The 13,671-nt window shown below is 42.5% G+C and carries 10 protein-coding genes; 1 reads left to right on the forward strand and 9 read right to left on the reverse strand.

The window, feature by feature from the left end:
* Positions 1-235: 235 nt before the first annotated feature.
* A complete protein-coding gene (locus ACZ42W_RS19460; RefSeq protein ID WP_464166912.1) occupies positions 236-1,156 on the reverse strand; it encodes a LysR substrate-binding domain-containing protein in 921 nt (306 codons plus the stop codon).
* A 270-nt stretch (positions 1,157-1,426) separates the two neighbouring features.
* On the opposite strand from ACZ42W_RS19460, the gene ACZ42W_RS19465 reads away from it, so the two are divergent.
* Positions 1,427-2,593, forward strand: coding sequence for a DegT/DnrJ/EryC1/StrS family aminotransferase (locus tag ACZ42W_RS19465; protein WP_464166913.1), 1,167 nt, complete (start codon positions 1,427-1,429; stop codon positions 2,591-2,593).
* A 111-nt stretch (positions 2,594-2,704) separates the two neighbouring features.
* On the opposite strand, the gene ACZ42W_RS19470 is transcribed toward ACZ42W_RS19465, so the two are convergent.
* The 8 genes from ACZ42W_RS19470 to ACZ42W_RS19505 form a co-directional block, all read right to left on the reverse strand.
* Positions 2,705-3,670, reverse strand: coding sequence for an MBL fold metallo-hydrolase (locus tag ACZ42W_RS19470; RefSeq protein WP_464166914.1), 966 nt, complete (start codon positions 3,668-3,670; stop codon positions 2,705-2,707).
* Between the two features lie 314 nt (positions 3,671-3,984).
* Positions 3,985-5,226 (reverse strand): CoA transferase, encoded by a 1,242-nt coding sequence (locus tag ACZ42W_RS19475; RefSeq protein WP_464166915.1) that lies wholly within the window; start codon positions 5,224-5,226, stop codon positions 3,985-3,987.
* A 74-nt stretch (positions 5,227-5,300) separates the two neighbouring features.
* Positions 5,301-6,452, reverse strand: coding sequence for a methyl-accepting chemotaxis protein (locus ACZ42W_RS19480; RefSeq protein WP_464166916.1), 1,152 nt, complete (start codon positions 6,450-6,452; stop codon positions 5,301-5,303).
* 128 nt (positions 6,453-6,580) lie between these two features.
* Positions 6,581-7,363, reverse strand: coding sequence for a TIGR03084 family metal-binding protein (locus ACZ42W_RS19485; RefSeq protein ID WP_464166917.1), 783 nt, complete (start codon positions 7,361-7,363; stop codon positions 6,581-6,583).
* A 68-nt stretch (positions 7,364-7,431) separates the two neighbouring features.
* Complete coding sequence (locus tag ACZ42W_RS19490) at positions 7,432-8,193, reverse strand: enoyl-CoA hydratase/isomerase family protein (protein WP_464166918.1); 762 nt, start codon at positions 8,191-8,193, stop codon at positions 7,432-7,434.
* A 64-nt stretch (positions 8,194-8,257) separates the two neighbouring features.
* Complete coding sequence (locus ACZ42W_RS19495; RefSeq protein WP_464166919.1) at positions 8,258-10,318, reverse strand: oxidoreductase; 2,061 nt, start codon at positions 10,316-10,318, stop codon at positions 8,258-8,260.
* A 301-nt stretch (positions 10,319-10,619) separates the two neighbouring features.
* Positions 10,620-12,194, reverse strand: coding sequence for an MFS transporter (locus ACZ42W_RS19500; RefSeq protein WP_464166920.1), 1,575 nt, complete (start codon positions 12,192-12,194; stop codon positions 10,620-10,622).
* A gap of 113 nt (positions 12,195-12,307) precedes the next feature.
* Positions 12,308-13,546: an MFS transporter gene (locus ACZ42W_RS19505; RefSeq protein WP_464166921.1), complete on the reverse strand. Its 1,239-nt coding sequence runs from the start codon at positions 13,544-13,546 to the stop codon at positions 12,308-12,310.
* Between the last annotated feature and the right edge of the window lie 125 nt (positions 13,547-13,671).

A 13,671-nucleotide genomic window follows, 5' to 3' on the forward strand; every position in this document is an offset into this window, starting at 1 on the left:
CTCTTAATTCTCTTACACTCTTACACTCTTAAAGAACAAAAAAAGAGGCACTAAAAAAGCGTTCGCTTTTTCAGAGCCTCTTTGCTCACAAAATTCATCCTGATTATAGCACTCAAAAAAACAGGTGTCTAGAGGATCCCTTTCCAAAATATTGTATACACGATACCCCCCACTGAGGCACATGAATTCAATTACTTCCAAGAGTTTAATAGCATTAAGATTTATACAGATTCTATTACCCCGCACGTTCCATGGAAATCTTCGTAAACTTTTCAACATGGCGCTTAAGAAAGCGTCTAAACGTATGGGTGGCTTGATTTAATTCTTTATCTTGTTGATAAATTATTCCAAAGCGCGCTAACGTATTCATCTCTGAAATTTCTCGATGCAGAACTAAATTATTGGCATTTAAATTAAGTACACGTTGGGGAACAATACTTATCCCCAGCTGATTACTAACTGCAACGAGAATCCCTTCAACCGTCTTACATTCCATCACAATATCCAAAGGGATTCCTTCACGCCGAAAACTATCTTCAACAACCTTTCGAATACTTGATCCCGCTTCCCCGATAATAAATTTCTGATGAGCTATACTCTGATAATTAATATAGTCACTATGCGCCAAGGGATGCTTTAACGGTAAGATCAAACTCAAGGGGTCCGTCCAAAGGTGTTCATAGACAACTTGGCTTTTGTTATGAGCATATTCATATCCTATGATGCCTAAGTCTAATTCTCCTCCCAAAACGAGATCCCTAATTCCTTCACTCGTTCCTACCTTCAAATTGATTTCAACATTAGATGAATCCCGCCGATATTGCGCCAATAGTTTGGGTAGGTAATAGGTACCGGGAATAGAGCTTGCCCCAATTCTTAGTTTGTTTCCATGTAAAGTCTTGTTCTCTACAATCGCTCTCCTTGAATCATCAACTAGAGAAAGAATTTTTTGGGAATAACTAAGAAGGATCTCTCCCGCTTCTGTAAGCTTTAGCCCCCCGCTTAATCGTACAAACACCTTTGTCCCTAAATTTTCCTCTAATTTTTTAATTGTTGCCGAAGCCGTGGGTTGACTTACAAAAAGCTGATTTGCTGCCTCGCTAAAACTACCACATCTATATACCGCTTCAAACATCCGTAATTCATTCAACTCCATTGCTCCGACACTCCTCTTCAAGTAGGTATTATTATTTAATACATATGCAATAATTGTGCCATGAGCAAAACTGCCTATTTTCCTGGATCTCCAAACTCTAGTGATACACTTGTGTCTCATTTTGAAAAAGAATTGATCACATTTTGCTTACAGATTGTTCTCTTTTCGTTTACTATTTGCTGAGAATATACATTCTCTAAAAAAATCGCTGACAACAATATGCCCTTCCAAAATTGTGTGATATAGTAATGCTTGGAGGTTGATTTGATAATGAATAATCGTGTAATTCCTTTTTCACCGCCCGATATAACAGAACAAGAAGTAAACGCAGTAGTCGAAGTTTTAAAGTCCGGTTGGATAACCAGCGGTCCTAAAGTTCGATTATTCGAAGAAAAGATAAAGGAATATTGTGCGGCAGACAACGCAGTGACCCTCGCCAGCAATTCCCAAGGCTTAGACCTTATCTTAAAGGTATTTAATATCTCTGGGGACAATGAAATCCTAACGACCCCCTATACTTATGTCGCCACAACGAATGCAGCACTACATAGAGGAATTAAGCCGACCTTTGTTGACCTCAAAAAAGATAGCTTCTTCATGGATGAGCAAAAGCTCTATGATGCCATCACACCGAAAACCAAAGTCATTCTAACCGTCGATATCGGTGGCGTTCCTGTTGATTTTGATGCCATTAAGGCCATCTTAAAAGCAAAAAAAAGAGAAGATATCCTCCTTATTTCCGATTCTGCCCATTCCTTTGGGGCGAAATATAAAGGGGAACGTGTCGCAACCCAATTCGATTTCCATGTTTTCTCGTTCCATGCCGTAAAGAATCTCACAACTGCCGAAGGCGGTGCCATCACGTTTAATGGGAATCGTGAAAATCTTGCGCAGGTCTTCAAGTACACTTCCCTCAACGGTCAATCTAAAGATGCCCTTTCCAAGATGAAGGCTGGTGCCTGGAAGTACGATGTCCTCACCGATGGCATGAAGTGTAATATGACCGATATCAGCGCAGCCATTGGACTTGTCCAACTCGAGCGCTATGATAAAATGCTTCAGCAACGGAAAAAGATCTCCCATATCTATCACTCAATGCTCTCCGAGAAAGAATGGGCAATGTTACCCTTCCTAGAAAATGAAATCATGGAAAGTTCCTATCATCTCTATCCTTTACGGATCAAAGGCTTCACGGAGTCGCAAAGAGATCAAGTGATCCAAGAACTCGCGGAAATGGGAATTTCCACGAATGTACACTACACTCCGATTCCGATGTTTACCTATTATAAAGAGATTGGTTACGATATTAAGGATTACCCGAATACTTATGCACAGTACGCTAATGAAATCACCTTGCCGTTGTATTCGATCCTTACGTCGAGTGACTGTGAGTATGTCGCAGAGAACTTAATTAAGACGGTTGAGAAAATCTTATAGTTTTTATAGAACGCAAAAGCCAGCGAATCCTCGTAGATTCGCTGGCTTTTGCCATTTGAAGTTATATCCTTCATTGTATGTGATGTTTACTCTGTGCTTACTCATCGGTTTTTATACCAATTCGTAATAAACAGCCTCATTATCTTTTATCCTTTGAGCATCCCCTTTAAGGACCAAATGCTCCAGATGAGACATAGCCTCGCCTGCTGCAAACCATTTTTGCGTTCCGGGGAACTCTTCCCACGTATCATAACTTAGATCCCAATGCATCTCTGCTGCAGCCTGGCTGGCTGTCTTTTTGCCTTTACCCAAAATCTTTACTATTTCACCAAGGCGCTCCTCGTGATGGGTAATAAGTTCCTTAATTCGCATCCGATAGTCGTTGATAATACTGCGGTGTGCTGGAAAAACCAAATTGATATCAAACTCATATATTTTCCTGAGGCTATCCATAAAAGTCCCTAGACTATCTATTTCATAACCCCAAAAGGTAATATTCGGTGTAATCTCATTTAGGATATGATCACCGGAAAAAAACAACTTATTCTTCCTTTCGTATAACCCGATATGGCCAGGCGTATGTCCCGGAGTATCTACTACTTCCAGTGCATAAGACCCGATTTCAAGAATATCTCCCTCCGCTATTGGGCAATACTCAAAAACCTCGGTCGTGCTCTTTCCAAATTCCTGATTGCTCATCCTAAGCACGTCTTTGTCTAAATCAAGCGCCTTGTTCAATTCTTTATATACAGCATGACCTGAAGACCTGGTAAAATTAATGAGCTCTCCATCCTTTTTGCTGATTAGAACCTTACACCCCAATTTCCTTAAGTCATCTGCCAGACCGGAATGATCAGCATGCATGTGCGTTAAGAGCAAATCTGTGTTTTTAAGGTCTATATTAAGTTCTTCCACACCCCTCATGAAGGCATCCATGCACGCCTTAATATTAAATCCAGTATCAATAATAAGGTTTCTTTTGTCAGACAAGAGTATATAGCTATTCAGAGATTTTAGCGGATTGTTAGGAAGAGGAATCTCGTTGAGATAAATATTAGGGAATACTTCACGTACCATCTTGTTCACCTCTATGTATTTATCCGAATCTATGAAATCAATTCTTCTGCTTTGGTGAGAGTAGAGTCCCTCATTGAAGCCTCCATATCCAGCTTTCGCTGGATGAGTTTAAGACCTGCATTATATTAGTTTAACATAAATGAAGCAAGAAGGAAGTAGGCTTCTTTATTTGATTGATATAGCGTTACAAGTTTATCGCCATTCGTGGCGCAGCTAAAGGGAGATCTCATATATAAGATCTCCCTTTAGCTGCAATCCCATTAAAAATAATATCACTTCATAACTAAACAAATACCTTGGTCTGGACCAATTCTTTATTTGGTTTCGAAATAGCCTCGCTGGCCTAACTTGCCTTCGGCATACATCTTCTCAACAATCTCTTTAGAAATACCGAGTTCTTCTAAGATATCTTCATTATCCATGCCAATGTTCGGTGCACCACGCCAAATTTGACCGGGATTATTTTTGACCTTTGGGACAATATTTACCCCAGGAATTTGTGTTTCCCCATCGGCAGCAGTCCAGGTCGTAAAGACTTCACGAGCTTTGTAGTGTGGATGATTCACTGCCTGTTCATAATCAAGCAAGCGGGAACAAGGAACACCATTTGCTGACAAGAGAGCCTCGGCCTCTTCTGCAGAATGTTCAGAGCAGAATTTATTAATCGCTGCTTCCACCATTTCAGCAGCAGACGTATCCACAGGAACAAAGGAAGACCCTTCAGGAATAAGCTCCGTACCGTACTCTACGCCAATTACAGGCAGACCCTTTTGGAGTACTCCCGGATTTAAAAAGAGCATATAAATTTCGTGACCATCTTTACAAGGATAGGTGCCATAACCTGCACAAATCCGACTATGATTTCCCTCTTTTGTATAATCTAAACCATAACGGAGGTAGTCGGTAGGATAGTTAGCCTGAATACGCATCATCAATTCATACTGAGCGAGGTCAAGACTTTCCCCTTTACCTGTTTCATTTCGCTTTAGCAAAGCAGCAAGAGTCAACCCGAAAGCATAAAAAGAAGCTGTGTAGTCACCTGGGAAGGGCATAGCCGGTGTAGAAGGCTGACCAGGCATACCGTTCATTCTCATAGCACAGCCAAAAGCCTGAGCAATGGGATCATAGCTTGCACGATTTACATATTCCGAAATTCCAGTTTGCCCAAAACCCGAGATGTGAGCAATGACGAGTTTAGGATTGCGCGCCCACAAAACATCATCACTCAAGCCCAGTTTTTCATAACGGCCGCCAATGGAAGCTTCAATTAAAACATCCGTTGTCTCAATCAGCTTTAAGAAAACTTCCTTGCCTTCATCCTTCGTGTAGTTCATAGCTAGGCTGCGCATATTTCTGCGGTCCTGCTGCCAGGAACCACTTTTACGGGCAACACGTCCTGAATCGACATTAGTCGGGTGTTCAATCCAAATGACATCGGCTCCGTTTTCTGCATATAACTCGCCAGCAAAAGGGGCTGCAACAGAGGCTCCCATCATAATCACCCGATAACCGGACAATAGGCCGAACTTCGGCATTATTGTGTTTTTCTCCATCATTCCAGCCTCTTTCTTAATGGATTAAAGGATTTTGTATCCGTCAAGTTTTATACTTCACGCTCCTTACAAACAAATCAAAGCGTCTTGGAAATACTATACAGTGCTTCGGACATTGCTGTTATTTCTTCTATGCTAGCCGTAATTTCTTCCGTTGCGGCGGCCTGTTCCTGGGTTGAATCTAATGATCGGCTACTATTATCACTGGCTAAGTTCATTTTTTCTTTGATATTGTCTGTTATTTTTTTTAGCTCGGGAATTGTACTTTTTGACTGATTGGAAAGTTTTCGGATTTCTTCAGCTACAACCCCAAAGCCGCGACCGGCATTTCCGGCTCTGGCAGCTTCTATGGAGGCGTTTAAGCCAAGCATATTTGTTTCGTCCGAAATTTTCTTAATAAAACCTGATACTGCGTCTATTTCTTCAGATAGCGCCGTAATCTCTTTAATATTTGAATGTTGGATTTGTTCATTGGAATAAATTTCTGCAGATGACGCAGCTAGTTGCTGGATGGCTGCCGTGATTCCTGAAAGACCGCTCTCAAGATTTCCAGCAATTTCTCGTAGCTGAGCTGCAGTTTTCTTTGGTGTAACGATTCCTAAAGTTGCAACCACTTCTTCAGCATCTTCCTCATCAAATAATGGGTAATTTACGATTGCTATAGGTTCCTTATAATTACCGTAATCAATTTCTTCAAAAGCGGCCTGTTTGGTTTTGATTACCCTTTTCGCAATATCATCATCCCGGAGTTGATAGTTCAAAGGCAATTCAGGCATATCAAATTTCTCAGAAGGTTGCCTGTAAACGATTTTATCTACATCTGTTAAATAGATAAATGCACCTTCATGAAACATCTTGGCCACAATTGGGGCAAAATCATTAAATGCAGTAGCAACCGGGTGTAATCTGGGCATTGCAAGGTTAAAAGCACCCACGCCCACTCCCTCATCATTAATAATGGGGATTGTCGTCATTAAGATAGGATTACCATACGCAGTGCCTGGAATTTTATTCGTTAAAACAACTTTTTGTTTGACTGCCTGCATTGACGCGTAATGATCACCCAACACATCCCCGACTTTAACAATGTGCATACCAAATGACTCAGAGGCTATTGTCCAAACCACCGTATTACCTTCAACTAACCAGAACCTTACACCCCCTGGAATCGCATTGACTAGTATATGGGCCAACGCCTTATAAGAGTCTACTGCCGATAACTGAATCATGTCTTTTATCTCTCCGCCTTAACTTTTTTTGTGTATAGGTATTTTCTAATAATCTTCGCATTAGAGGACTTAGCTTGAAATAGGGCTAGGTGGCTTTTCTTTAATTTTCAACCGCGTATCAGAGAAGACTATCGTTGCGTTTTAGCCAGTGGTGCTGGATCAGCCCAACCGGCATACGTTTGAACTATCGATGCATAACGACGGGCTTCCTCTCCTACGACTTCTAACTCTGTATCCATCCAGTTTCTTCGGCGGATAGCCACCAAAGCCCATTCTTTGGCACTGCCCTTGATATAATTCTGAGCCCCTGGATCACCCTTGGCCCATAGTTCACCCGATGGCAGGATTAGCTCCAGATACATCGGCGTATCAGGCATCTCAAGGTTGTTAATACGATAAGCATTGGGACGGGCCTGCCATGATAAAAATAAAGTACTGGTAATGCGATCTTTGACTACGGGATCCATGCCCAAAGCATCATATATATCTACCGAATGAGCCCATAATTCCATGAGACGCGCTGAGGCAAGAGATTTCGCCGACATGGGCAAACCGGGTGCCCATGGGACACGATCTTTTGGGTTCTTATCATATAGCTGATTCACTAAATGGGTACGAACCTCACGCCACCAACTTAAGACTTCAGGACCTGTTAGATGGTGAAACTTTGTTGCTCTAACATACTGATCTTCTCCGGATTCAGCCTGAGACAGAGCAACTAAATCCTCCGCCTCACCCGCAATCAGCTTAGTTGCAGCATAGTCAAAAAAAGCAATATGAATGATAGCATCTTTGATATTCCACATTTCTACATCTGGGAGCGGTATTTGCCATTGCTCATCAGTTAAATCATTGACCAGAGCGTCCACTAAAGACTGTTCAGCAATAAAATCATTGAGAATATCTTTCATCAAAGTATCCCCTTTCCGATGTTGATTCTTTAATCATTTTAGTTTAAAAAAACTTATACACTTAAAACTTACTTCTTCGAAAATTTAGCTATAATCTCCTTAAATTCAGCGGTTTGCGTACAGAAAGGCGATGCGGTGGATTCTGCCTCCATCACCAAGTCGAGCATCGGCCCCATCGTACTATTCGTGATGCTCTTAGTAATCTGTAGGGACATAGCCGAAACGGTTGCTACCTCTTTGGCAAAGGCAAGCGTTCCTTCCTCTAACTGGACAGCAGGAAGAATGCGATTGGCAAATCCCATTTGGTAAGCTTCCTCAGCACCAACGACCCGTCCGGTAAACCATAATTCCTTAGCCCTGTGAGGACCCATCAGCTGCGGCATAAACATCATGGCTCCCATTTCGGGAATAATACCTACCTTCAGGAAGTTAGAGGTAAACTTAACCCTATCGGAAACAAAAATAATGTCGCAGGCCAAGGCCAGACTCATTGCGCCACCCACAGCCCACCCGTCTACCATTGCAATCACAGGTTTGCCAATGTGCTGGACGGTTTGAATCGTCCGCATATAGCGTTTTAGGAGCTTACGGCTCTGCTCAACGGTGGACCCTTCAGGTCCACCTTGTGTCAAGTCTCCGCCGGTAGAGAAGTTTTCCCCTTCCCCTTTTAGGATAATCACACGAACTGAATCATCCTCATTCAATTCAATTAAGGCATTAGTTAAGAGATCCATCATAGGACCGCTAATGGCATTTTTCTTTTGGGGTTTGTTAATAACCAATAAGGCTATCCCATCATCCCTTCGGTCAACATAAACTTCGTCTTTCATAAGGCACCTCCATTATTGCTTCGAACCGAACAGTTTGTTTGGATGGACAAGCTCGAATCCTTAATTAAAGTTTAGAAGCAGCCTGATACCCCGCTTTGGTAGCATCCGCCATTCTTGAAGGATAGGTACAATCACCAACGACATAGAGTTCTCTCACTACGCCTTTTAAAGATTCAGCCAAATCCAGATTTTTACCAAAACCTAACGTTAGAGCTACGGTATCAGCTTCGTGTAAAGCCTCACTTCCGTCTTCATGAACTACCTTGACCCCTTGATTGGTAATTTCTTTTACTTTAGTCAAGGGTTCTAAGGTGACCCGCGGCGATTTTTTGAATCCAGAAGTGATATGGAAACGGTCACTTCCGCCAACATCCCAACCAATTTTCTTCCGTTCCTCGATAATTACCAGATCACGATTAGTATGCATCAATTCTTTGGCTAACTCACAACCCGGAAGACCGCCACCCACTACGGCGATTTTCTTACCAAGCGGCCACGGGGATTTGGCCATAAAGAATCTCGCTAAATCCGGGGTATAGAAAAACCTAAGGAAGATTGAACCAGCATTCCACATGAATTTGTTGAATAATCCTGGCTTTTTCGGTGCTTTACCGTTCAACATCTCAAGAAAATCATGTGACTTAATCACGTTTTTACCGTCTGTACCCGGTGCATCGAGATCAAGCGGATGTCCGCCGTTAGCAACAATGACAGCATCAGGCTTGATTTGTTTCACTAATTCCGGTGTAACCTGAGAATTGAGCTTGAGCTTAATTTCAGGGTGTTTCTGAAGAATGGTTTGGTAATACGCATTTAAGCGGCCATAGGTTGGACTAAAGATGGTACTCATAACAAGACAACCACCCACTCTTGGCCCACGCTCATAGATTGTAACATCATGACCTCTGCGTGCAGCAGTTACCGCAGCTGACAATCCTCCCGGGCCGCTGCCGATTACCATGACTTTTTTCACCTTTTTAGCTTGAACTAATGGTTTTTCCAACTCTTCTCCCAAACGTGGATTAACCCCACAATAGTTTAAGGGTTTACCCTGACTGATGACATCATCAAGGCAGCGGCAGCAACAAATACATCGATTGATATCTTCCGGCCTATCTTCCATGACTTTCTTGGCAAAGGAGGGATCAGCGATAGCATATCTTAAACCCGCGATTACATCGGCCTTTTTCTTCTGAAGGATATCCTCCATGGAATCCGGATCCGTATTTCTATAGGCTGTGGCAACAGGAATGGTTGCTACAGTCTTAATTTTTTCTGAAACCCAGGACCAATACCCTTCGGGAACATCTTTGATGGTGAGAGGAACCGAGGTTTCATGCCAGCCTGGCGCTAAGTTGTGTAAAGCGGCACCGGCCTTTTCTAATATTGAAGCAATTTGTAAAGATTCTTCCATTTGTAAACTGCCGGGAATAAAATCAACCGGTGACCAGCGTACCAGCATGGGAAAATCTTCACCACAAGCCTTTTTAATTTCCGTCATAACTTCTACCGTAAGTCTGCAGCGGTTTTCAAGACTACCACCATACTCATCAGTCCGGTCATTGGTCGCTGGTGACATGAAACGGTTCAAAATACCACCGACGCCTGCCATGACCTCGACACCATCCCAGCCGGCTTTTTGTAGCGTTACAGCACATTGTACTACGTTTTTCTTAAAGATCTCGATGTGCTCCTTGGTCATTGCTTTAGGAATATGATGCTTAGATATTGATTTTGTTGAAGGACCCCAGTATTCTTCCGGCTCTTCAGGGGCAGGTTTCCAATCATGGACTGCATAAGGCTGTCCAATAAGGATTCCGCCGTGTTTATGAACAATGTCGGACATTTTCTTCAAATAAGGTACATGGTCGTCGGAATAACCGAGTGTTAGAGGGTGAAGATGCTCCAATTGCTTTGCGAGTCTAGGGTAAAAACAAATCGTTAAGCAGATTAAGGCTGTTCCTCCGGCGGCTCTTTCTTCCAGGAAGTTAAACATTCTTTCGTTTGGAGCGCCTTCATCGGTGATATACTCATGACCCGGCGACATGGATGTTGTCATCATCCGGTTTTTCATGGTCAGTCTACCTATTTGGATGGGGGAGCTTAACAACGGAAATTTTGACATTCTTTATCTTCCTCCAGTATTTCATGTTGTTGTGTAGTTCCTTAATTAATTTTACCCGTCGAAGCATCTGGCTCGTTATGAATTATTTTGATGTTATGAACAGTTCGGCCTATCTTTGACGGCCAAATCATGCCTTTTTGCGATTGACTAACTTGCCATATGACCGGGATGATTTTCTTCCGGAACAGCATTTTTTGCTGTTTTTGATATGCAGTAACCGACCGTCACCAGCCGATTACTGCATATGATTTCTCAAGAATCACAGACTTTTGCAAGACTAAATACAGCTAATATTAAAGTTTCACGATTGATTCGACCTTTTATCTTCATAAGTTGAGGAAACACTTGGCAGTGCAAAAAGTGTAAGCAAGAATACAATGATCGTTATTCCAAGAATGATATAAGCCATATTGTTCAAGGCAGAAACCATCGCCTGAACATTAGCCTCGGTATAAAGGGTCTGAAATTTGAGACCAAGTTTGCCCAGATAGTCAGCTAACGACGGTGCAATGACCGCTCCCTTAGTCTTTCCAGCTTCTACTATTGCAGGAATCATGTCCTTTCCTACTCCGTGGGCCTGTGCCATGGTCGTCAGTTGCGAGGTCATGGCGGACACCGATAAAGAACTGAAAATAGCCAGCCCAATCGAGTTTCCAGCTGGATTTCCCATGTATTGAATCATGGTATAGGTACCCGAGCCAGAACCCAGCTTATCACGGGGTACAACCGATAATGCCATCTTGATGCAGGCCGGCGTCATCATGCAGATACCTGCTGTGAAAATGCCAATAGACGCAGATATAAACCAAGTAGGTGTATTCGGAGTAAAGCGGGAATATGTGAAAATCCCCAGGAAAAAGACTGATATTCCCACCAATAGAACATGCTTAATCCTAAACCGGTCAATCAGTTTGCCGCTTGTAAATCCACCCACAGCCCCTGCTACATAGGACCACATAGCTACTGTGCCGACAGCAACAGGGCCACCGCCAGGCTTGACATTGACGTAGAAGGAATTTGCCATCATTGCGCCCGTGTTGCATACCTGGATAAGGAAGTAAATAATTAAAGGTAGTATAAATATCCTATTTTTCAATAGGGAAAGTTCAATAAAGGGATGAGAGTTTCTCTTTTCATAAAACCAGAAAATAATAAACAGAAGGATACCTGTAGCTAGTACACTCAAAGTAATCGGAGATTTCAGCCCTAAATTGGATATGAGCGTTGTAACGGATAGCAGAGTCCCAACCGTAAGCAATAACAGGATAGACCCAAGGTAATCGAAGGGCTTTTTGGCCACAGGCTCTGTCTCAGGTACTGTAAGTGCGATAATGAGTAAACCTATGATTGCAAAAGTACCGTTAATATAATAAACATATTGCCAACCAAAGCTGTTGACCACATTGCCCCCGACGATACCGCCTACTGCTGCACCGACTGTACCTATTGAAGTAAATGTTCCTATTGCTGTTCCTCTTTTTTCCGGAGGAAATAAATATTGGGCATAGGCAAGGCCGGAGGATACGACACAGCCTGAACCGATACCTTGAACAAACCTGGCAAACAGGAATATCCCAAAATTAGGACTGACTGCTGCCATAAATTCGCTTACTGCAAAAATAGCAACTCCAAGTAGTACAATCTTTTTCCTGCCGAACTGATCGGCAAGATTTCCCCAGACAGGACCTGTAACAATATGGGTCAGATAGTACGTTAAGCCAATAAAAGCAGCAGAGGCTACGGAGATTCCAAATTCCTTCGTTACAACCGGTACCACAGGGATCTGAAACGCTAAGGCCTCAATAATCGTAAAAGAGCCGAACAAAAAACCCAAATAGGCTATCCATGGGTTTTTTATTTTCACTTGTTCGCTCATCTTTCTACCTCCTGTTTAAAAGTACCAACTCTTCGTAGTTGGTAGACCCCAATCCCCTAGCAGATTGGGGTCTACCATTACATTAAAGGATGGAAAAACAAGATTAAATAAGACTATTCATGAATCAGCTTCTTGCCTATCTTAACGGCTCCCACTAACAGGATAATACCAAGCGTCAAAGTGACAAGGTTAAGTTGCCAAGCAAAGATAAAGCTCTTGGAGATGTCGAAAATTTTTGCGTAAATAATGGCAGCGAAGGCTGCGATGATGCTCTGTACCATGGTAACGTTACTATAGATCTTCCCGAATTCTCTGGGTCCAAAGATACCTTTGACAACCAACGGCAGCATTACTGTCAGAGAAGCAAAGCAAAGCCCGAAGAAAACCAAACCGGTGTAGAAGATGGTAACGTTTCCGCCACCGATCAGAATAATAACCGCCCCTAAAATACCGCTGATTAAGGCTGTAAGCATAGCACCAAGGTATCCTACACGGTCAGTAAGCCAACCCAAGAAAACTTTTCCGCCCATATTGGCAAAGTTCAGAATGGTCATGGCAAACGCTCCAACCGTTGTAGCTAGTCCAACTGAAGTAGCATATCCAGGAATCTGTGTATTCATGGAAGCGAACAAGACAACACAGCCAGCTAACAGAATAATCATATACATTGCAGGAGATTTCAAGGCATTCATTGCTGAAACTCCTTTTAAAGGTGCAGCAGCTTTAGACTCTTGTCCCTCTTCATAGCCGTATGGTTTCAAGCCCATATCTGCAGGCTTGAAACGGATGATAAAGAGAATGCCAGGCATGGCAATCACCCAAGCGGCGACAGACATGATGAGGCGAGCGCTTCTCCAGCCATATTGGGTAATTAACGCACCAGCCACAGGATTGGCAATAGCAGAACCCACAGTACCTAGTGCCAAGGCGATACCTAAAACTGTAGCAAATTTTTTGTTAAACCAGTTACCCAAAAGGATAGGTACAGCGAGGTACATAATCACGGCTTGACCAAGACCGATAAAGATTGCAGAAATATTCCAAGCCATAATCGTATGAAACTGGGAAGCAGCTCCAGTAGCTACACAAACAAATGTCATAGCAATACCTAATAGTAACTTCGGATTGACTTTATAAATCAATCGACTGGCAAAAGGTTGGCTGAATGCCATTACTAGCATATAAATGGTTAGGTACCAAGATGCATCTGTACGTGTCCAGCCCATTTCTTTGGAAACCGGAGTCAGATAGAGGCCGTTAGTGTTTCCCAACATACCTACTGCAGCAAAGAACATCAGGGCTAAAGAAATAAATACAAACCAAGCGTAATGGATTTTTTTACTTTGTTCCATGTCTAGTTCCCCTTCCTTTTCTTTAAAAACATATAGATAATCGCATTTGAGAATATATTTTAACTTCCCCCTTACTTGTTACTTCCCTACCACCTCTTTTCATTTATTAAGGGGAAATTAAATAT

This window comes from Desulfitobacterium elongatum (assembly GCF_055378975.1).

What these genes read in the sequence shown, in the direction of transcription:
- ACZ42W_RS19465 (WP_464166913.1), top strand. Translation starts at nt 1,427, where the DNA reads ATGAATAATCGTGTAATTCCTTTTTCACCGCCCGATATAACAGAACAA.
- ACZ42W_RS19460 (WP_464166912.1), bottom strand. Translation starts at nt 1,156, where the DNA reads ATGGAGTTGAATGAATTACGGATGTTTGAAGCGGTATATAGATGTGGT.
- ACZ42W_RS19470 (WP_464166914.1), bottom strand. Translation starts at nt 3,670, where the DNA reads ATGGTACGTGAAGTATTCCCTAATATTTATCTCAACGAGATTCCTCTT.
- ACZ42W_RS19475 (WP_464166915.1), bottom strand. Translation starts at nt 5,226, where the DNA reads ATGATGGAGAAAAACACAATAATGCCGAAGTTCGGCCTATTGTCCGGT.
- ACZ42W_RS19500 (WP_464166920.1), bottom strand. Translation starts at nt 12,194, where the DNA reads ATGAGCGAACAAGTGAAAATAAAAAACCCATGGATAGCCTATTTGGGT.
- ACZ42W_RS19485 (WP_464166917.1), bottom strand. Translation starts at nt 7,363, where the DNA reads ATGAAAGATATTCTCAATGATTTTATTGCTGAACAGTCTTTAGTGGAC.
- ACZ42W_RS19505 (WP_464166921.1), bottom strand. Translation starts at nt 13,546, where the DNA reads ATGGAACAAAGTAAAAAAATCCATTACGCTTGGTTTGTATTTATTTCT.
- ACZ42W_RS19490 (WP_464166918.1), bottom strand. Translation starts at nt 8,193, where the DNA reads ATGAAAGACGAAGTTTATGTTGACCGAAGGGATGATGGGATAGCCTTA.
- ACZ42W_RS19480 (WP_464166916.1), bottom strand. Translation starts at nt 6,452, where the DNA reads ATGATTCAGTTATCGGCAGTAGACTCTTATAAGGCGTTGGCCCATATA.
- ACZ42W_RS19495 (WP_464166919.1), bottom strand. Translation starts at nt 10,318, where the DNA reads ATGTCAAAATTTCCGTTGTTAAGCTCCCCCATCCAAATAGGTAGACTG.